Origin of the sequence: Xenorhabdus anantnagensis, from assembly GCF_028598555.1 — a bacterium.
Classification (GTDB): Bacteria; Pseudomonadota; Gammaproteobacteria; order Enterobacterales; family Enterobacteriaceae; genus Xenorhabdus; species Xenorhabdus anantnagensis.
In genome coordinates this window covers 24,125-43,781 of sequence record NZ_JAQRFN010000003.1, presented here as the reverse complement: position 1 = coordinate 43,781, position 19,657 = coordinate 24,125, and the positions used below count along the sequence as shown (strand labels likewise).

Sequence of the window (19,657 nt, the reverse complement as noted above, 5' to 3'; positions counted from 1 at the left end):
CAAGTGAAATCATTACTTCATTGATTAAGGGTGCTATAGTACAAACATACATGAATGTATGTAAATCAGCCTCAGTAAAAAACAAAGTTTATGGCACTAAAATGGCACGAAAAACTAAACAGCAAGCAAATCAAACTCGTCAGAAAATCATAGACGCTGCGATAAAGACTTTCTCTAAGAGAGGTATTTCAGCGACTTCACTATCCGATATCGCAATTGCCGCAGGTGTAACGCGCGGAGCAATTTACTGGCATTTTAAAAATAAAACGGATCTACTTTCTGTTGTTTGCAGAATGCCAGAGCATAAAATAGACGAGCTAGAGAAAGAGTATCAATCAAAATATCCGGATAATCCACTTATTGCTTTGAGATCTTTATTGATTTCTATGTTACGAATGGTGATTGATGATTCTCAAATCCGCCAATTAATGGAAATTTTTTTCCATAAATGTGAATTCGTTGGAGAAATGTCTTCGTTAGTAGAGGAAATTAGGGAAATATGTATTTCCGATTATAAGAAAATTGAAAAAATGTTGGCTGATTGCATTCAATCAGGAGAACTGCCTTATGACCTTGACCTTAGACGTTCTGCCATTATGTTGAGAGCATTGATGACAGGATTACTGGATAACTGGTCATTCTCACCGGACAGTTTTAATCTTCAAGAACAGTCTGCTCATTTGGTGGATAGTTTCATCGATACACTAAAATATAGCCACCATTTGCGGAATAACAAAGAAAGTGAGTCTTGAATACAGGAGCAAAAGTCATGGAATCTGTTCTGATGGTTGCTAATGGAGCAGCATATGGTATTTAACGCGTTGAGATTATCCATTGCCTTTAAAGAGCAGAAGTCCACAGTGAACTGAATTGTTCTTAATGTCTGATGTTGTGGTTGCTGGCTTGGCCGGGCAGACGCCCAAAGAAGACTATAATTTAAAACAGATGTTAGAAATTTTGACGGTGCAAGATATCGACGTTAAATTGTGTAAAACTTGTACTGACGATCGGGAGTTAGTGAACTATTCCATTTTCTGCAAATGATGGGTAGATAAGTTCATGGTTTCAGTTAACCGATATGTGGGTACTTTACTCAATAGAGGGAGTGTATGTACCAAATTCTCCGCGATGCTATTTTTTGTGTTATGTTTTTTTCGCCTTATTTTGATAGTAGGTTTATTATTTCTCCTGCTTATTCCTCGGACTGTTGGGGCTGTTTTTCCAATTTTTCTCGAAGATCATGTTTGACGATGTCTAATGCTGCCAATGCGATAGCAGGAGAAACTTTGTTACATTCAAGCAGATAAATAAGATCTACGGCGAGTTGCACTTCAGGCGGCGCTTGTTCCAGAGTCATAGTTGGTTATTCCCCTTGTGATTAATCTGAATTTTCTTGCTTTTCTATCGATTTCTCGATCCGCATTAATGCCTGACGACAACGGGCGAGTCTGCCAGCTAAAGCTGCGATTTCTCTTTGCAGTTTATGCTGATTGGTAAGTGTCATCTGTTTGCTTAACTGTAATTCTCTGTCATCGATCATTGCAATTAATCGACGCTCATAATCCTGATGTTCTGCCAGACGTTGGTAAAGATCCCGTTCTTGTGAGCGGCGCTCAAATTTATCTTCCTGTTTCCGCAACGATTGAGTTGATATTTCGCGTTTAAGTGCCTCGATTTGTGTCACTAAACGCTCGGCAAGGAATTTCACTGGCTCAATACGATAATCGCTTACACAGACTTTCAATTGTTCCATATTTTGTCTGATTTCTTGCATATATCCACCGAGTTTATTGCTGTTGTGGTGGAATAATGCTTGATCAAAACGAGCGGTGGAAAAAGGGATGTCAGACAGTAAAGCGAGATCTTTTTCCAGAATACTGACTTGTTTTTCAAGCGCAGTTAATAAATTTTGTATGCCCATCAGTATCTCGTTATCATTAATAATCTGTTTGTTAAAGCCTATTTTAATTGGCTTAGCATGTTCGGTTGTAATGACACCGAGTGTGGTAGGTGTGAATCTTGACTTAATTCAATAAAATATAAGCAATAACTTGTCTTGCAGTTGCTTTTTTTCGGTAGTTTGAATAGATTTTACCGTTTTCTTTTTATAACTTGGCTGGCATCAATTATGACCGCTAACGCACAAATACTGCAATTAATTAAAGATAGTATCGAAACAATCCCTGATTATCCAAAGGCGGGAATACTTTTTCGTGACATTACCACATTGCTTGATAATCCAGCAGCCTACCAAGCTACAATAGATTTATTGGTGGCTCATTATCAGGATAAGGGTATTACGAAAATTGTTGGTACTGAAGCACGTGGTTTCTTATTCGGAGCTCCTGTTGCATTGCGTCTGGGGGTTGGTTTTGTCCCTGTTCGTAAAAAAGGTAAATTACCGCGTGAGACACTAAGCGAAACTTATGATCTGGAATATGGCACAGATACCCTGGAAATTCATAAAAGCAGCATTAACGAAGGGGATAAGGTTCTGGTCATTGATGATCTGCTTGCAACTGGTGGCACCATTGACGCGACGGTGCGCTTGATTCGTCGTTTGAGTGGTCAAGTTTCCGAAGCTGCATTTATCATTGGATTACCGGATTTAGGTGGTGCTGAGCGCTTGAAAAAACAAGGCGTTGATTGCTACACGATCGTTGAATTTCCCGGCCACTGATTATTCTGTTTTTTTGCATTAATGATACATCAGCCTCGCCGTTAATGGTGAGGCTGTGCTAGCATGATAGGCAGTCATGTTCAATTTCTTCGGTATTCATGAGCTATCAGGTACTCGCCCGTAAGTGGCGCCCACAAATATTTTCTGATGTGATTGGTCAGCAACATGTGCTGACTGCGTTGGCTAATGGTCTTGCACACCAACGCCTCCATCACGCTTATCTTTTTTCCGGCACTCGTGGTGTTGGGAAAACTACTATTGCACGTCTGTTGGCAAAAGGACTTAATTGCGAAATAGGTATAACAAAGACTCCGTGTGGTCAGTGTGCGAACTGTCTTGAAATTGAACAGGGTCGGTTTGTTGATCTGATTGAAATCGATGCGGCTTCCCGCACAAAAGTAGAAGATACTCGTGAATTATTGGACAATGTCCAGTATGCGCCCGCTCGAGGGCGTTTTAAAGTTTACCTTATTGATGAAGTTCACATGCTTTCTCGCCATAGCTTCAATGCATTATTGAAGACATTGGAAGAGCCTCCAGAGCATGTGAAATTCCTTTTGGCAACGACAGATCCACAGAAACTGCCAGTGACTATTCTTTCACGCTGTTTGCAATTTCATTTGAAAGCACTTGATGTGAATCAAATCAGTAGTCAATTGGAGCATGTCCTTAATGCAGAGCAAATAGAGAGCGATGTTCGCGCTCGTCAACTTCTTGCCCGTGCTGCGGACGGTAGCATGCGTGATGCCTTGAGTTTAACGGATCAAGCTATTGCTCTTGGTGGAGGGAAACTAACATCGGATATTGTTAGCCAGATGTTGGGAACGTTGGATGATGATCAACCATTGGCGATGATTGAATCGTTGGTGCGTGCAGATGGTCAACAAATGATGGCCCTGGTGGAACAAGTGGCCTCTCGCGGTGTGGACTGGGAAAATCTGCTGGTTGAAACATTATCGCTGTTGCATCGAATTGCCATGCTCCAGTTATTGCCTCAGCAACCTGAAAGCGAGCCTTCTTCAACGGAAGGGCGACTGCGTTTGTTGGCAAGATCAATCTCTCCGACTGATTTGCAGCTTTATTATCAAGCATTGCTGGTAGGGCGCAAAGAGCTTCCTTATGCACCAGAACGGAGGATGGGAGTGGAAATGGCATTATTGCGAGCCTTAGCCTTCCATCCAAAAACTGTCATTGAGGAAACGCCACCATCTTCACCTACTGTGGAAAATCTCGTACCGCCAATTGAAGTAGCACCTGTTGTAGCACATGTTGTAGCACAACCTTCGGCTCAGCTTTCCCCAGGTCATCTGTCCTCAGATAATGTAGGAAATGTACGTCCTGAGCAAAAAATGCCTCAGCTAATGGACAATGAGCCCACAGCAAGCAGCCCAACAGCGAAACTATTGCAAGCGAGAAATTCGCTGACTCGCCAAGGAAATACCCCACCAAAAAAGCCTGAGCCGGCAGAGTCTGCGAAGGCTAAGCTGGCAAGTTCGGCGCTAGAGCGACTGGTGGCGGTGGCAGAGCAACGGCCTCAATCTTATATCCCTAAAACACAGGAACCTAAACCAGTAAAGAAAGAAGCTTATCGCTGGCGGGCAACGAATGTTGGGGAGGAAAAGCCACGCTCGACTGCGACACCAAAAGCGATCAAAGCGGCGCTGGAGGATGAGAAGACAACAGAATTGGTAGAAAAGCTGATCATTGAATCGAAACAAAGGGATTCATGGGCTGCGGAAATTGATAAACTGCATATTCCAAAATTGATTCAGCAGATAGCACTGAATGCGTTTAAAGAACAGATTGATGAAAATCGTCTTTGTCTGCATTTACGTTCAAAGCAACGCCATCTTAATTCAGCATCGGCTCAGAAAGCATTGACTGAAGCATTAAGCGAGTTGTATGGAAAACCTATTGAACTCAATATCATTGAAGATGATAATCCTGCGGTAAAAACGCCGCTGGAGTGGCGACAAGCCATTTATGAAGAAAAATTGGCACAAGCGCGTCAATCCATTATTTCGGATAGAACGATTCAAACACTTCAGCAACTATTCGATGCAGAATTGGATGAAGAAAGTATCCGGCCTGTTTAACTACCATAGTGTATTTTTATGCTGTGGTTATAGCAAAGAGAGAGAATTATGTTTGGTAAAGGTGGTTTGGGTAATTTGATGAAACAGGCCCAGCAGATGCAAGACAAGATGCAGAAAATGCAGGAAGAAATTGCAAGTCTGGAAGTGACAGGTGAATCCGGGGCAGGACTGGTAAAAATCACTATTAATGGCGCACATAACTGCCGTCGTGTTGAAATCGATCCAAGTTTGATGGACGACGACAAAGATATGCTGGAAGATCTGATCGCTGCGGCATTCAATGATGCAGCTCGCCGCATTGAAGAAACCCAGAAAGAAAAAATGGCCAGTGTTTCCAGCGGAATGCAATTACCGCCTGGATTTAAGATGCCATTCTAATGCAAACCAGTCCTCTTCTTGAATCTCTGATGGAATCCCTGCGCTGTTTGCCCGGCGTAGGCCCCAAATCTGCGCAGCGGATGGCATTCCATCTATTGCAGAGAGATCGCAGTGGTGGAGTGCGATTGGCGCAGGCACTAACGCGAGCCATGTCTGAAATTGGTCACTGTCGGGATTGCCGGACATTCACGGAACAGGAACAATGCACGATTTGCGCTAATCCCCGTCGTCAGCAGAATGGTCAGATCTGTGTAGTAGAAAGCCCTGCGGATATTCATGCCATCGAACAAACTGGTCAGTTTGCGGGGCGTTATTTTGTCCTGATGGGGCATTTATCGCCGTTGGATGGCATTGGGCCAATGGATATTGGTTTGGATCGTTTAGAAGACCGCCTATCTTCTGAAACCTTGTCAGAAATCATCCTAGCAACCAACCCAACTGTCGAAGGAGAGGCAACGGCAAACTATATTGCAGAAATATGCTTTCAATATGGTGTGACAGCCAGTCGAATTGCTCATGGTGTCCCTGTGGGGGGGGAGCTTGAAATGGTGGATGGAACAACGCTGTCTCATTCGCTGGCTGGTCGTCAAAGAATTACTGATTTGTGATTTATCTCCCAAATTAAGATAAGTAGCACCGATGGATGGTGCTGACTATACCGCCATCCATAGTTGATTTACTCGCCCATCAAACTAATTTTACATTCTTCTTGTTATCTTAACTTGAAACTCTCCGTATCTATCCCCATTTGATTACCATCGTCCGATTTTACATATCTGAACTGGATTTAGATTGAGGTAATAAATGAGCATGAAAGGTCAGGAAACCCGTGGATTTCAGTCTGAAGTCAAACAACTGTTGCAATTGATGATCCATTCTCTCTATTCCAACAAAGAAATTTTTCTCCGTGAACTGATTTCAAACGCATCTGATGCTGCTGACAAATTGCGTTTCCGTGCATTGTCCGCGCCTGAACTGTATGAAAATGATGGTGAATTGCGCGTGCGTTTGGCTATTGATAGCGAACAGAAAACCATCACTATCAGCGATAATGGTATCGGCATGTCCCGTGATGAGGTGATTGATAATCTGGGGACGATTGCAAAATCTGGTACTAAAGCATTTCTTGAATCCATTGGTTCTGATCAGGTAAAAGACAGCCAATTGATTGGTCAATTCGGTGTCGGCTTCTACTCTGCATTTATCGTTGCGGACAAAGTTACTGTGCGTACTCGTGCAGCAGGAACACCAGCTGAACAAGGTGTGTTCTGGGAATCAACAGGAGAAGGTGATTACACCGTTGCTGATATTGAAAAATCAGAGCGTGGCACAGAAATCACCTTACATTTGCGTGATGAAGAAAGCGAATTCCTCAATGACTGGCGTCTGCGTTCTATCATTGGCAAATATTCTGATCATATTGCTTTGCCGGTTGAAATTGAAACCCAGACTAAAAACGAAGAAGACGACTCGGTTACCGTCACATGGGAAAAAATCAACAAGGCCCAAGCCTTGTGGACTCGTGGTAAAGCTGAAATCAGTGATGAAGAGTATCAAGAGTTTTATAAACATATCTCCCATGACTTTACAGACTCTCTGATTTGGAGTCATAACCGTGTTGAAGGTAAGCAAGAGTACACTAGCCTGCTGTATATCCCTTCCCAAGCACCATGGGATATGTGGAACCGTGAACATAAGCACGGCCTGAAACTATATGTACAGCGTGTGTTCATCATGGATGAAGCTGAGCAGTTCATGCCAAATTACCTGCGCTTCGTCCGTGGTCTGATTGATTCCAACGACCTGCCATTGAACGTTTCCCGTGAAATTTTGCAAGATAGTACAATCACACGTAACCTGCGCAGTGCGCTGACTAAACGTGTATTGCAAATGTTGGATAAACTGGCAAAAGACGACGCAGAAAAATATCAGACCTTCTGGCAGCAGTTCGGCTTGGTGATGAAAGAAGGACCTGCCGAAGATAACGCAAATAAAGAAGCCATTGCTAAATTACTGCGCTTTGCTACGACTCACAATGATGACTCCGCTCAAACAGTTTCTCTGGAAGATTATGTTGGCCGCATGGCAGAAGGGCAGGAAAAGATTTATTTCATTACTGCGGATAGTTATGCTGCGGCGAAGAATAGTCCACACTTGGAGCTGTTCCGCAAGAAAGGCATTGAGGTTCTGTTGCTGTCCGACCGTATTGATGAGTGGATGATGAGCTACTTGACAGAATTTGATGGCAAATCACTCCAATCTGTCAGCAAAGCTGATGAATCTCTTGACAAATTGGCGGATGAGAACAAAGCCGAGCAGGAAGAAGCAGACAAAAAACTGGAGCCATTTGTTGAGCGCGTGAAGACTCTACTGGGTGAGCGAGTGAAAGAAGTTAAGCTAACTCATCGTCTGACAGATACTCCGGCTATCGTAACAACCGATGCCAATGCAATGAGTACTCAAATGGCGAAGTTGTTTGCGGCTGCGGGTCAGTCTGCACCAGAAGTAAGTTATAACTTTGAGCTGAATCCTGAACACGTTCTGGTTAAGAAAGCAGCTGGTATTGATGATGATGTTCAATTTGCTGATTGGGTAGAATTGTTACTGGATCAAGCATTGTTTGCTGAACGCGGCACATTGGATGATCCAAACCAATTTATTCGTCGAATGAATCAATTATTATTAGCTGAAAAAGCTTAAGCTTATTGAAATAAAGATAAAAAAACCACGCTTTAACGAAAAATAGAGCGTGGTTTATTTTTTGGTGAATGCGAAAACGTTTACCTGTTTTCTTGAGCCACCCCTATTCAAATGGTATGGTGGTACGTTTTTTTTAAAATACGAAAAGCAAATAGCAAGGGGATTTACGCAATGCGTATTATTCTGCTGGGCGCACCAGGCGCCGGTAAGGGGACTCAGGCACAATTTATCATGGAGAAATATGGGATCCCCCAAATTTCGACTGGTGACATGCTGCGTGCCGCAGTAAAAGCTGGCAGCGAATTGGGTTTACAAGCAAAAGAGTTGATGGATAATGGCCAGCTGGTGACTGATGAGTTGGTCATTGCTTTGGTGAAAGAGCGCATCAAACAAGATGACTGCCACAATGGCTTCTTGTTGGATGGGTTCCCGCGTACCATTCCTCAGGCTGATGCCATGAAAGAAGCGGGTATCAAAGTCGATTATGTCCTGGAATTTGATGTTCCTGATGAAATCATCGTTGAACGTATTATTGGTCGTCGTGTACATGCACCATCCGGTCGTGTTTATCACATCAAATTCAATCCACCGAAAGTGGAAAACAAAGATGATGCCACTGGCGAAGAACTGACTACTCGTAAAGATGATCAGGAAGATACGGTTCGTAAACGTCTGGTCGAATACCACACACAAACTGCACCTTTAGTTTCTTACTACCAGAAAGAAGCACAGGCTAGTAACACAGAATACTTCAAACTTGATGGTACTCGTCAAGTAGCGGAAGTTAGCGCAGAACTGGCTAACATTCTGGGCGAATGATTTAGTGTATCCTTGAATGATTATCCCCCAAATTGTTTCAGGTCTTTGCCTGAAATATGAAGGGGATACATCTCGAATTGTTAGAAACAGGTGGTCTGCTACCGTCTGGCTTTTTGTAGTTTGTACATCTGTATGAGAAATTCGCTCCATGAAATGTTACATGTGACTATCATTCATGTTTTATACTGGATTGTCAGTCATTTTAATGGAGCTATGAGGAATGAGTAGCAAGAAGTATGGTGTCCTATTGGTGAACCTTGGTACACCTGATGCACCAACACCAGCAGCAATAAGATGTTATCTGGCAAAGTTTCTGAGTGACAGAAGAGTCGTTGATATCCCTCCATTTATTTGGAAACCTATATTGAATGGTTTTATTCTTCCTTTCCGTTCTTCTCGTGTTGCTAAGCTTTATCAAGAAATTTGGATGGAAGAAGGTTCCCCTTTATTAATTTATAGCCGCCGTCAGCAGAAATTGCTGGGGGAAAAGCTATTGAACGAAAAATTGGTGGATATCCCTGTTGTTTTGGGAATGACTTACGGCTCTCCCTCTTTGCCTCAGGCAGTAGATGCTTTACTGCAACAAGGCATTGATGATCTCATTATATTGCCACTTTATCCTCAATACTCCAGTACTACTTCGGCAGCGGTTTTTGACAGTATCAGTAAAATATTGCGGAGATACCGGACAATTCCTACCTTATATTTTGTCCGTAGTTATGCCACACATCCTGCCTATATTGCAGCATTAAAGGAAACCATTGAGCAGAGTTTTGAAAAACATGGTCAGCCTGATCGTTTAATTATTTCCTATCATGGTATTCCTGAACGTTTGGCAAAGATGGGGGATATTTATCCACAAGATTGTCAGGCTACGACTGAACTGTTGAGCCAGGCACTGGATTATCCAACAGATAAAATTATGATGACATATCAGTCACGTTTTGGTCGCTTACCGTGGTTATCTCCTTATACGGATAAAACAATGGCATCATTGCCAAGCCAGGGTGTGGAACATGTTCAAGTAGTGTGTCCGGGGTTTGCATCAGATTGCTTGGAAACATTGGAAGAGATTGAGCAACAGAATAAAATTATCTTTTTGGGTGCTGGTGGGAAAAAGTTTGAATATATCTCCGCACTTAATGATAATGAAGCCCACATTTCGTTGCTTGCACAATTGGTAACTAATGTTATGAAATAACTTGCAACTGCTTGTTATGGGACATAATCACACATAGTGAGTGGCAGGCATTGATAGTTATATGATTTTTAAGGATGTGGTTTTTAAGGGTACGGTTTTTAAACCAATGAGTACGGTAAGCGGGAGAAAGGGCTTGCGTATCAATGAAAATCAAAATTATTTGGATTGGACATATAGATAATGAGTAATAAACCTATTAAGCACCCCGATTTTTACGAAGAGCATTCAAATTATTATCATCCAGCAAAGGAAGATGAAATTGATTTGTTTGAACTATTCTCTGTGCTCTTCCAATCAAAATATTTGATCATTGCGATCTCTTTCGTTTTTGCAATTATTGGTTTCGGTATTGCATCATTTTTACCCCAAAAATGGACCAGTACAGCTGCCGTGGTGCAACCAGGGCTGGAAGAGTTTCAGCCATTAAAAAATGTGTTAACAGATTTGCAGGTTCTGAATCTTGAGCCAAAATTGAGCGAAGAGTCGTTGTATAAACGATTTATCGAAAACTATAACTCACGTGTATTGCGTGAAGAATATTTGGTTAGTACAGATTACTTTAAGGCCTTGCCAGCTAAGAATCATGAGGGGTCCGGCCTAGAGCAAAGAAAATTGATCGAGCAAATAGTCAATAAAAACATTACCATATCTTTACCTAAGAAAGATAAAGATAACGATATTGATGAAGCGATTCTCTCTTCCAGTGCTGATAATGCAAAAGATGCTTACAATCTATTAAATGGCTATATCAAATTTGTCTCTTCAGTGGTTCGTGATCAAGTGAAAGATGAGCTGAATGATATGGTTCATCAGAAGTTGGTCTACTCGCAAAAGCTTTATGCTCTCGATTTGTTTCGTGCCGACAATTTGCGCAATGTGGATATTGAGCGATTGAAGTATGCGATTTCTATTGCTAATTCTGCCGGCGTCAAAAAACCTGTATCGAATGGTGGAGCTATGATCAAGGATGATCCGGATTATTCGATCGCATTGGGTTCTGATGCATTGCAACGTAAGTTACAGATTACTGAAGAAATCACTGATCCAGCTAAAATTGATGCAGATATGCGTAACCGTCAGCTATATATCAAAAGTTTGGAAAAAGTGAATATTGATAAGGTTGATTTCGTACCATTCAAGTATATGCAGGAACCTTACGAACCAACTTCAAAAGACTCACCTAAGCGTTTGTTGATTTTGATTGGAGCAGGTTTCATTGGATTTATTTTATCCATTATGTATGTTCTTCTGCGCTACATGGTACGTAGTCGCCAGAAACAAGAGGCTTAATATTATTTAAAGCCAATGAAATGATTCGTCATAGATAATGTTCTGATAGCTGATGTTTCGACAGCCAATGTTGTAATAGCATTGGCTGTCTTTATTTTTGTCGCCGTGTTTTTGTTTTGCTCCAGTATTGCGACACACTGTATTGTGACACATTGTATTGTGACACACTGTATTATGCTAATATGCTGCATATTTTGGCTCTATATCAGCAATTAATTATGAAATTCCCTGGTAAACGTAAATCTAAACACTATTTTCCTGTCAGTTTAAGAGATCCTCTGCTTCAACCTATCAAAGAGATGATGGATACTGAAAATAATCGAGCCTATATTGTTGGCATTGATCAGACACTGGTTGATATTGAAGCCAAAGTTGATGAAGATTTTATCCAACGTTATAACTTGAGCCAGGGACATTCTTTAGTCATTGAAGATGATGTGGCTGAGGCACTCTACAAGGAACTGACAGACAAGAATCTAATCAGCCACGAATTTGCAGGGGGAACTATCGGTAACACCTTGCACAATTATTCTGTTCTGGCTGACGATAAATCCGTATTGCTTGGCACCATGTGTAATAACATCCAAATAGGAAGTTATGCGTATTGCTATCTTTGTAATACATCCAGCCGTATGGATTTAAATCACCTTCAGGGTGTTGATGGTTCAATCGGTCGCTGTTTTACCTTAGTGACGGAAAATGGTGAAAGAACGTTTGCTATCAGCCCTGGTTTAATGAATCAGCTTCATCCAGAAAGTATTCCCGAACACATTATTGCGGAAGCATCAGCTTTGGTCATCACCGCTTATCTCGTGCGCTGTAAACCGGGTGAGCCAATGCCGGAAGCGACGATGAAAGCGATTGAGTATGCGAAGAAATATAACGTACCTGTTGTATTGACGTTAGGAACAAAATACGTCATTGCTGATGATCCACAATGGTGGCGTGATTTTCTGGCTGAAAATATTTCTGTTGTTGCAATGAATGAAGATGAAGCTCATGAATTGACAGGTTTCAGTGATCCTTTGTTAGCGGCTGACAAGGCGCTAGATTGGGTGGATTTGGTGTTGTGTACCGCTGGGCCTGCTGGATTGTATATGGCGGGTTACACTGAGGAGGAATACAAGCGCCAAACGACGCATCCATTGTTGCCTGGTGCGATTGCGGAGTTTAACCGTTATGAGTTCAGTCGTGCAATGCGTAAAGTGGATTGTCAGAATTCAATGCGGGTCTATTCCCATATTGAACCTTATATGGGAGGGCCTGAAAAAATCATGAATACCAATGGTGCTGGAGATGGCGCATTATCTGCATTACTGCATGATATTACTGCTAATAGCTATCATCGCATGAATGTGCCGAACTCCAGTAAGCATATGCGTTCTTACTTAACCTATTCTTCTTTGGCTCAGGTATGCAAATACGCCAACAGAGTGAGTTATCAGGTATTGAGTCAGCATTCTCCGCGCCTGACTCGAGGGTTGCCGGAGAAAGAGGATAGCCTGGAAGAGTCTTACTGGGAGCGTTGATTTTGGTAGCCTGAAATTATGGTAATCTGAAATATCGCCTTAACTGTTTTATTGGAATATCCCCAAATTATGGGGATATTCCTTAGTTACAAGTTACATTTATGCTGGAGCTGTTGGTGAAGGTAATGATGGCGGTTCTATCGGGCAACCTTCCTCATATTCAGGCAGTACATCAGCCATTGCTCGTGCTATCTCATGTTCACCAATGATGATATGGCTAGTGCCACGCTCTTTAATGTAGGTGACTTCGTCATCATAATGGGCTCGAACAATGATATTGATATCTGGCCTGATTTCTCTGGCATTCGCGACAATTTCACCCGCTTCGTAACCGTTGGGGATTGTCAGGAATAACGTACAAGCACAATCAAGCCGTGCCAGAGCCATGATCTCTTTATTGGCAGCGTTACCTATTATTGCGCTGATACCCATTTCGCCTATTTCTTCAAATCGGGCACGTGTATCTTCAATGACCACAACTGGGAAGTTTCTTTCTTGTAAACGTTGGCAAAGCTGGCGGCCCACTCGACCATAGCCTACCACAATAGCATGACCACAAATATTGACAGGGATTTGGGTTTCTTCTTCCAGTGTTTCTTCGAGTAATTGTTCTTCAATGGTTTCTGTTTTTTCCAAGTAACGATCCAGTAAACTGAATAGAAGAGGATTCAACATAATTGAAATGATAGCACTAGCCAATACAAGATTACGGGCTTCTCCATTCAAGAACCCCAGTGTGACACCGAGTCCTGCGAGAATGAAGGCAAACTCACCAATTTGGGCAAGGCTGACAGAGATAGTGAGAGCTGTACGGCGTGAATGCCCAAACATTTTGACCAGTATCATGGCAGCCAACGATTTGCCAATAATAATAATGGTAAGAGTTCCTAAAATAGCCAGAGGCTGCTGGAGCAGAACCATAGGATCAAATAGCATTCCAACGGAAACAAAGAAAAGAACCGCGAAAGCGTCTCGTAAAGGCAAAGTATCTTGAGCTGCCCGGTGGCTCAATTCTGATTCATTCAGAACCATCCCCGCGAAGAATGCACCGAGAGCAAATGAAGCATCAAATAGTGTCACAGCACCATAAGCAACACCTAATGCAATGGCAAGTACAGCCAGCGTGAATAATTCACGGGAGCCTGTTCCTGCTGTTTTCGCCAGTAACCAAGGAATGACACGCCGTCCGACGAAAATCATCAATAAAATAAAAGCAATGACTTTTCCAATTGTGATCGATAGCTTTAATAGTAATTGACCAAGGTTTGCATTCTGGTTATCCAGAATACCCGCTACTGCTGGGAGTAACACCAACGCCAGCACCATTGCCAGATCTTCAACAATTAACCAACCAATGGCAATTTGTCCTCTTTGGCTATCAATGAGTTGCCGTTCTTCTAATGACCGGAGCAATACTACTGTGCTGGCGGTGGACAGACAAAGGCCAAAAACAATGCCGCTTAATAATCCCCAGCCAAGTAGTGCCGATAAACCTGCACCTAATAAAGTTGCAACTGCAATTTGGGCGATTGCACCAGGAATGGCAATGGATTTAACGGCTAACAAATCTTTAAGTGAAAAATGTAGACCGACACCAAACATCAATAAAATCACGCCAATCTCTGAAAGTTCTGGAGCCAAAGACGTATCGGCAATGAAACCTGGTGTAAAGGGACCCGCTAGTACACCTGCTACAAGGTATCCTACCAGAGGTGAGATTTTCAGGCGCTGTGCAAGCATGCCAAGCAGATAGGCGAGAACAAAGCCGCCAACAATGGTCGTGATAAGAGGTGTCGAATGCTCCATCAAGGCTCCTTCTGGGTAGCGAATATAATAAATTATATAGTTATATGAGGTAATAATATGTTTTATAAGTAATCAGCGATAAGGCTGCTAAAAAACATCTTGATCGATGAAAATGAGAATGATCTATATAAATGGTATTTTAATGTAATTTTATGTGGATATTATCATTATTTACGCTTGTTTACAAAAGGTATATGATGTAAGAATAGTGATTACTATATGTTGATTTTATTATTTTTTTTGGTTTTTATTTTCTATATTTGGCAGTAATAGAGTAAAAAAGCCAATAAGTGGTAAAAAAGCACAGATTTTGTAAACCCATTCTATACTGGTCTTATCCGCGACATAGCCAAGCACAGCAGCCCCAATCCCCCCCATACCAAAGGCCAGACCAAAGAATAAACCTGCAATCATGCCTGTTTTACCGGGAATGAGTTCCTGAGCATAAACTAAAATAGCAGAAAATGCGGATGCCAATATTATGCCGATAATAACCGTTAGTATGCTTGTCCAAAATAAGGATGCATAAGGTAACATCAGGGTGAAAGGCGCAACGCCAAGAATTGAACCCCAAATGACATATTTCCTGCCTATCCTATCCCCAATAGGTCCCCCAATTAGAGTACCTGCCGCTACAGAAAACAAGAAGACAAATAGGTGGATTTGGGCGTTTTGCACTGACACGCCAAATTTCTGTATTAAGTAAAATGTATAGTAGCTACTGATACTGGTTAGGTAAAAGTATTTGGAGAAAATCAGTAATAAAAGTATAGCAAAAGAATTTATGACAGTTTTTCTAGGCAGGCTTGGTAGGGAAGTGGCTCGAGAAGACAAGGGAGTTATGGCTTGATGTTGCATCTTATACCACTGGCTGATTTGCAAAAGAATTACGATAGCCAATAGTGCTGCCAGAGAAAACCAACCGACATTTCCCTTGCCGTAAGGCGCAATGAAAATAGCTGCCAGTAGTGGTCCCAGTGAACTTCCTAAATTTCCTCCGACTTGAAATAATGATTGCGCCAGTCCATGGCGCCCACCTGAAGCCATGCGTGCGACTCGTGACGATTCTGGATGAAAAACAGATGAACCTGTACCGACTAGGGCGGCAGCCATTAATATAATTGAAAAACTTTCAGCATAAGCGAGTAGGAGTAAACCAGATAAAGTAAATCCCATACCGATAGGCAATGAATAGGGCTGCGGATATTTATCCGTGTACCAACCGATGAGGGGTTGCAATAAAGATGCTGTTATCTGATAAGTCAAAGTTATCATACCAATCTGAATGAAACTGAGCGTAAATTCAGATTGCAGAAGTGGATAAATTGCCAGAATCAACGATTGAATCATATCATTCAGCATATGGGATAAGCTGATGGCACCGAGAATTGAAAAAACTGTCCGATGTGTTTTTGTTGATGAGGTTGGTAAAGGCGCTGTTTTACTTTTTTCACTCATATTTATTCGCTTCTCAATATTTTTTATAGGGGAAAATTTAATCGATCAGTTTGATTTCTGATGAATTTTTTACACCATAATAAATTTTCGATAGCTAACAAAAATTTTATTCATATCGGTATAATTTGACTGCTATCTCAAAAAGGTGAAAGAAGGCATTATTTAATGACACAATTATGTAATCCTGATTAGAAAAATGTGGTATGTATGCCATTTTTCACACCCTATTTGGGGACTATAACCAATAGAATTTTAAATAACATGGAGATACCCCATGAAACTATCGTTTAAAGCATCAGTATGTGCTTTTGCTGTTTCTTTGTCATTAGTACCATTAATTGCAAACGCTTGGGAAAAAGATAAAACTTATGACATTACAATTTTGCATACTAACGATCATCACGGTCATTTCTGGCATAACGATCATGGTGAATATGGTTTGGCGGCCCAAAAAACGGTAGTAGATTCCATTAGGCAGGAGGTTGCTAAGAAAGGAGGCAGCGTATTGTTATTGTCTGGTGGTGACATTAACACAGGCGTACCGGAATCAGATATGCAAGATGCTGAGCCAGATTTCAAGGGCATGAATCTTGTAGGGTATGACGCAATGGCATTGGGGAATCACGAATTTGATAAGCCATTGAATATATTGAAACAGCAACAAAAATGGGTAAATTTCCCATTTTTATCTGCCAATATTTATCAAACCAGCACAGGCAAGCGTTTATTTAAGCCATATGTCATGTTTGATAAGCAAGGTGTGAAAATTGCAGTTCTTGGCCTGACTACTGATGATACAGTGAAAATAGGCAATCCCGCTAATTTTCCAGATGTTGAATTCCGCGTTCCTGCAAAAGAAGCCAAAAAAGTTATTGAAGAGCTGAAAAAGAATGAAAAACCGGATGTGATTATTGCGGCAACCCATATGGGGCATTATAACGATGGTTATCATGGCACTAATGCACCGGGAGATGTTGAAATGGCGCGCAGTTTGCCAGCGGGTTATCTGGATATGATTGTGGGTGGTCACTCACAAGATCCGGTATGTATGTCGGCAGAAAATAAAAACTATAAACAAGTGGATTATGTTCCGGGCACACCTTGTTCCCCAGATCGCCAAAATGGTACTTGGATTGTTCAAGCCCACGAATGGGGGAAATATGTGGGTCGTGCTGATTTTCAATTCCGTAATGGTGAATTCAAGCTGGTTCATTACCAGTTGATCCCCATTAACCTAAAGAAAAAAGTGACAAAAGAAGATGGCAGCACGGAACGTGTTTACTATACGCATGAAATTCAGCAAAGCCCTGAAATGCTCAAATTGTTGACACCTTATCAAGATAAGGGCAGCCGGAAACTTAGTGTGAAAGTGGGTTTTGTAGATAACAAATTGGAAGGTGATCGCAGTAAAGTACGTTTCGTTCAAACAAATATGGCACATCTTGTATTGGCTGCTCAGATGGAACGAACAAATGCTGACTTTGCAGTGATGAGTGGTGGCGGAATTCGTGATTCAATTGAACCGGGTAATATTACTTACAAAGATGTCCTGAAAGTTCATCCATTTGCTAACCAGCTGGTTTATGTGGATTTCAAAGGTAGCGAAGTTCTACCATATTTGAAAGCTGTTGCAAATATGGAAAAGGATTCTGGTGCTTATGGACAGTTTTATAATGTTAGTTTTGTAATGGATGGTAAGAATATCCGTGATGTAAAAATTGGCGGTAACCCATTAGATCCAAATAAAACTTATCGTATGGCAACGTTGAATTTCAATGCGATTGGAGGAGATGGTTATCCACGGATTGATAATTTGCCTGGTTACGTTGATACGGGTTTCATTGATGCTGAGGTATTGAAAGGGTATATTGAGAAACATTCTCCATTGAAAACCTCTGATTATGAGCCGAAGGGTGAAATTTCATATAAGCAATAACAACTAATTAATGGATTGCTGCTAGTTACTCACATAACTAGTTACCCACATAAAAAGACCATCTTATTTTCAGATGGTCTTTTATTTATTAGCTGTAAGGCGTGTTATACATAATCTAAATCGGGTCGGTTGAAACTGAATAATAATTTAATTATTAAATAAGTTAATTGAAATGGTAATTAATAATTTTATCTCTGTGATAAAAGTATATCGGTATTATTATTTATCACAAAGCGCTGCTTTAAAGAAAACAGAGTCGGCTCGAAAAAATTAGTAAGGGTTGCAATTTAGTTTCAAAATTTAGCAATGTCAGCAAATGAACAGTTAAGCAGTTGGCATAAATCTGTGGGGGACAATTCAATATCTAATCCACGTTTGCCACCAGAAATAAATAAAGTCAGTAAATGTTGAGCTTGGCTATCAATAACGGTAGGTAGACGTTTTTTCTGTCCCAACGGGCTAATTCCCCCGACTAAATAACCTGTTACCTTTTGTGCCTGCTGAGGATCGGCCATATCTGCTTTTTTTGCCTTGAAAACTTTGGCTACTTTTTTCAAATCGAGTTGCCCAGAAACAGGTGTAACGGCGACAGCAAGGTTTTTAGGATCGCCGTTCAATGAAATTAATAGCGTCTTAAAAACCTGTCTGGCATCTAAACCGAGTTTGTTAACCACTTCATCACCGAAATTATGTTCATTCACATCATGTTCATAAGAGTGGAGTTTGAAATTTATTTTTTGTTTTTCCAGTAAAACGATAGCGGGAGTCATATTTGTACCTGTTTATTTGTAACTATTTATCGGTAATGATTTTTTCAAAATGAAGCAGATGAATAGGTTGTTATTCCTGCGACCTTGCCAGCATTTGCCCTAAATTGTTTTCCCCATGAAGATGCAATGCGCCTACAGCAACCAAATATTTCCCTGCTGGTAAGCGATGTAATTGCTCACTCCATTGGCGGTTTCTTTCAGTCATTAAGGTTTGGTAAATTTCTTCGCAGAATGTCATCGGTAGTACCTGATTCTGTTTCTCAGGTCTGTAATTCATCCACCAACTAATCATAGTCTGTAACGCGCGCGCATTGGTGTGCCAATGGGTGATAGTATCTTCCAACAAAGAAAGCCCTCCATTTGGCAGATTGATGAGAAGACCGACTTGTGCATCGGTTCCTTCCAACTCAATGATGGGTTTATTGATGGTTTTTGCACTGTTCAGTAATTGGCAATCGATACCATATTGAGGGCGCAATCCCAAATACTGGGCTTGGGCAGCCTGTAATATCAATGCAACTTGCCATGATGGCAATGGATCCAGCAGTGTGACAGGATGTTGGATTTCTCGGCAATAACGCTGTAAACAGACAAAATGTTCGGGAGATAAACGTTGTGATAGCTCAATCTGCTCCGAAAACGTTTCCTGGAAAGGGGAAACCGCTTGAGTGATATCTGCCTCGACAATAAGAGCGTCCACTAGCTCTAGTTGTTCCAACAATACTTCAGAAAGCGGGTACATGTTTTTTGTACCCATATGAATACTGCCAACAATATGCAATTGTTTGTTTTTATTTAACGTGATGTCGACGGCAGGATAGGGATAATGCCTTTGGGAGTTGAGTCCCAATATCTTACTGAAATATGTCATTAATTTTCCCATGCTGCATACTCTAATAGTTGGCATTGAGCGGTATGCTAACCTGTTAATGGTTAACAAGAAAGGGGGAAAAGTGCGGGATGAAAAGCTAAACGGAATATATTTAGCTTTTCA

17 protein-coding genes and 1 pseudogene are annotated in these 19,657 nt (G+C 41.4%); 12 read left to right on the top strand and 6 right to left on the bottom strand.

Going from position 1 to position 19,657, the window contains the following annotated elements:
* Positions 1-101: 101 nt before the first annotated feature.
* The gene (gene acrR / locus PSI14_RS03315; RefSeq protein ID WP_273574401.1) at positions 102-752 is read left to right on the top strand and encodes a multidrug efflux transporter transcriptional repressor AcrR; all 651 of its coding nucleotides are present in this window, start codon (positions 102-104) and stop codon (positions 750-752) included.
* A gap of 17 nt (positions 753-769) precedes the next feature.
* Positions 770-1,032: pseudogene (locus PSI14_RS03310) on the top strand (DsrE family protein); the annotation flags it as partial.
* A gap of 160 nt (positions 1,033-1,192) precedes the next feature.
* On the opposite strand, the gene rsmS reads toward PSI14_RS03310, so the two are convergent.
* Together rsmS and priC are read right to left on the bottom strand one after the other, a co-directional pair.
* Positions 1,193-1,357 carry a pleiotropic regulatory protein RsmS gene (gene rsmS / locus PSI14_RS03305; protein ID WP_273574400.1) on the bottom strand — a complete coding sequence of 55 codons (165 nt, stop codon included), beginning with the start codon at positions 1,355-1,357 and terminating at the stop codon, positions 1,193-1,195.
* Positions 1,358-1,378: 21 nt separating this feature from the next.
* A complete protein-coding gene (priC, locus tag PSI14_RS03300) occupies positions 1,379-1,921 on the bottom strand; it encodes a primosomal replication protein PriC (protein ID WP_273574399.1) in 543 nt (180 codons plus the stop codon).
* 207 nt (positions 1,922-2,128) lie between these two features.
* Between priC and apt the strand changes: the two genes are divergently transcribed.
* The 9 genes from apt (at position 2,129) to PSI14_RS03255 (ending at position 12,693) form a co-directional block, all read left to right on the top strand.
* Positions 2,129-2,680, top strand: coding sequence for an adenine phosphoribosyltransferase (gene apt / locus PSI14_RS03295; protein ID WP_273574398.1), 552 nt, complete (start codon positions 2,129-2,131; stop codon positions 2,678-2,680).
* A 98-nt stretch (positions 2,681-2,778) separates the two neighbouring features.
* On the top strand, positions 2,779-4,776 hold the full coding sequence (dnaX, locus tag PSI14_RS03290) for a DNA polymerase III subunit gamma/tau (RefSeq protein WP_273574397.1): 1,998 nt from the start codon (positions 2,779-2,781) through the stop codon (positions 4,774-4,776).
* A 48-nt stretch (positions 4,777-4,824) separates the two neighbouring features.
* Positions 4,825-5,154: a YbaB/EbfC family nucleoid-associated protein gene (locus tag PSI14_RS03285; RefSeq protein WP_273553244.1), complete on the top strand. Its 330-nt coding sequence runs from the start codon at positions 4,825-4,827 to the stop codon at positions 5,152-5,154.
* Positions 5,154-5,762, top strand: a complete 609-nt coding sequence (recR, locus tag PSI14_RS03280) for a recombination mediator RecR (RefSeq protein ID WP_273574396.1) — start codon at positions 5,154-5,156, stop codon at positions 5,760-5,762. Before PSI14_RS03285 ends, recR begins: the two co-directional genes overlap by 1 nt.
* A gap of 202 nt (positions 5,763-5,964) precedes the next feature.
* Positions 5,965-7,854 (top strand): molecular chaperone HtpG, encoded by a 1,890-nt coding sequence (gene htpG / locus PSI14_RS03275; RefSeq protein ID WP_273574583.1) that lies wholly within the window; start codon positions 5,965-5,967, stop codon positions 7,852-7,854.
* A gap of 171 nt (positions 7,855-8,025) precedes the next feature.
* A complete protein-coding gene (gene adk, locus PSI14_RS03270; protein ID WP_273574395.1) occupies positions 8,026-8,673 on the top strand; it encodes an adenylate kinase in 648 nt (215 codons plus the stop codon).
* A gap of 220 nt (positions 8,674-8,893) precedes the next feature.
* Positions 8,894-9,874, top strand: coding sequence for a ferrochelatase (gene hemH, locus PSI14_RS03265; RefSeq protein ID WP_273574394.1), 981 nt, complete (start codon positions 8,894-8,896; stop codon positions 9,872-9,874).
* 180 nt (positions 9,875-10,054) lie between these two features.
* Positions 10,055-11,164 carry an LPS O-antigen length regulator Wzz(fepE) gene (wzz(fepE), locus tag PSI14_RS03260; RefSeq protein ID WP_273574393.1) on the top strand — a complete coding sequence of 370 codons (1,110 nt, stop codon included), beginning with the start codon at positions 10,055-10,057 and terminating at the stop codon, positions 11,162-11,164.
* A 218-nt stretch (positions 11,165-11,382) separates the two neighbouring features.
* Positions 11,383-12,693, top strand: a complete 1,311-nt coding sequence (locus PSI14_RS03255) for an inosine/guanosine kinase (RefSeq protein WP_273574392.1) — start codon at positions 11,383-11,385, stop codon at positions 12,691-12,693.
* A gap of 99 nt (positions 12,694-12,792) precedes the next feature.
* Here the strand turns inward: PSI14_RS03255 and ybaL are convergent, their stop codons facing one another.
* Together ybaL and PSI14_RS03245 are read right to left on the bottom strand one after the other, a co-directional pair.
* Complete coding sequence (ybaL, locus tag PSI14_RS03250) at positions 12,793-14,499, bottom strand: YbaL family putative K(+) efflux transporter (protein WP_273574391.1); 1,707 nt, start codon at positions 14,497-14,499, stop codon at positions 12,793-12,795.
* A 231-nt stretch (positions 14,500-14,730) separates the two neighbouring features.
* Positions 14,731-15,957: an MFS transporter gene (locus tag PSI14_RS03245; protein WP_273574390.1), complete on the bottom strand. Its 1,227-nt coding sequence runs from the start codon at positions 15,955-15,957 to the stop codon at positions 14,731-14,733.
* A gap of 274 nt (positions 15,958-16,231) precedes the next feature.
* Here PSI14_RS03245 and ushA point away from each other — a divergent pair, with 274 nt between their 5' ends.
* Entirely contained in the window at positions 16,232-17,893 is a 1,662-nt protein-coding gene (gene ushA, locus PSI14_RS03240; RefSeq protein ID WP_273574389.1) for a bifunctional UDP-sugar hydrolase/5'-nucleotidase UshA, read from the top strand.
* A gap of 293 nt (positions 17,894-18,186) precedes the next feature.
* On the opposite strand, the gene ybaK is transcribed toward ushA, so the two are convergent.
* Together ybaK and PSI14_RS03230 are read right to left on the bottom strand one after the other, a co-directional pair.
* On the bottom strand, positions 18,187-18,663 hold the full coding sequence (gene ybaK / locus PSI14_RS03235) for a Cys-tRNA(Pro)/Cys-tRNA(Cys) deacylase YbaK (RefSeq protein WP_273574388.1): 477 nt from the start codon (positions 18,661-18,663) through the stop codon (positions 18,187-18,189).
* A 70-nt stretch (positions 18,664-18,733) separates the two neighbouring features.
* Positions 18,734-19,546 carry a TraB/GumN family protein gene (locus tag PSI14_RS03230; RefSeq protein ID WP_273574582.1) on the bottom strand — a complete coding sequence of 271 codons (813 nt, stop codon included), beginning with the start codon at positions 19,544-19,546 and terminating at the stop codon, positions 18,734-18,736.
* Positions 19,547-19,657: the final 111 nt, after the last annotated feature.

Excerpts from the sequence above, each read along its gene's own strand:
- PSI14_RS03285 (WP_273553244.1), top strand. The coding sequence starts at position 4,825 with ATGTTTGGTAAAGGTGGTTTGGGTAATTTGATGAAACAGGCCCAGCAG.
- htpG (WP_273574583.1), top strand. The coding sequence starts at position 5,965 with ATGAAAGGTCAGGAAACCCGTGGATTTCAGTCTGAAGTCAAACAACTG.
- acrR (WP_273574401.1), top strand. The coding sequence starts at position 102 with ATGGCACGAAAAACTAAACAGCAAGCAAATCAAACTCGTCAGAAAATC.
- hemH (WP_273574394.1), top strand. The coding sequence starts at position 8,894 with ATGAGTAGCAAGAAGTATGGTGTCCTATTGGTGAACCTTGGTACACCT.
- ybaL (WP_273574391.1), bottom strand. The coding sequence starts at position 14,499 with ATGGAGCATTCGACACCTCTTATCACGACCATTGTTGGCGGCTTTGTT.
- adk (WP_273574395.1), top strand. The coding sequence starts at position 8,026 with ATGCGTATTATTCTGCTGGGCGCACCAGGCGCCGGTAAGGGGACTCAG.
- ybaK (WP_273574388.1), bottom strand. The coding sequence starts at position 18,663 with ATGACTCCCGCTATCGTTTTACTGGAAAAACAAAAAATAAATTTCAAA.
- rsmS (WP_273574400.1), bottom strand. The coding sequence starts at position 1,357 with ATGACTCTGGAACAAGCGCCGCCTGAAGTGCAACTCGCCGTAGATCTT.
- apt (WP_273574398.1), top strand. The coding sequence starts at position 2,129 with ATGACCGCTAACGCACAAATACTGCAATTAATTAAAGATAGTATCGAA.
- PSI14_RS03245 (WP_273574390.1), bottom strand. The coding sequence starts at position 15,957 with ATGAGTGAAAAAAGTAAAACAGCGCCTTTACCAACCTCATCAACAAAA.
- PSI14_RS03230 (WP_273574582.1), bottom strand. The coding sequence starts at position 19,546 with ATGGGAAAATTAATGACATATTTCAGTAAGATATTGGGACTCAACTCC.
- recR (WP_273574396.1), top strand. The coding sequence starts at position 5,154 with ATGCAAACCAGTCCTCTTCTTGAATCTCTGATGGAATCCCTGCGCTGT.
- dnaX (WP_273574397.1), top strand. The coding sequence starts at position 2,779 with ATGAGCTATCAGGTACTCGCCCGTAAGTGGCGCCCACAAATATTTTCT.
- ushA (WP_273574389.1), top strand. The coding sequence starts at position 16,232 with ATGAAACTATCGTTTAAAGCATCAGTATGTGCTTTTGCTGTTTCTTTG.
- priC (WP_273574399.1), bottom strand. The coding sequence starts at position 1,921 with ATGGGCATACAAAATTTATTAACTGCGCTTGAAAAACAAGTCAGTATT.
- PSI14_RS03255 (WP_273574392.1), top strand. The coding sequence starts at position 11,383 with ATGAAATTCCCTGGTAAACGTAAATCTAAACACTATTTTCCTGTCAGT.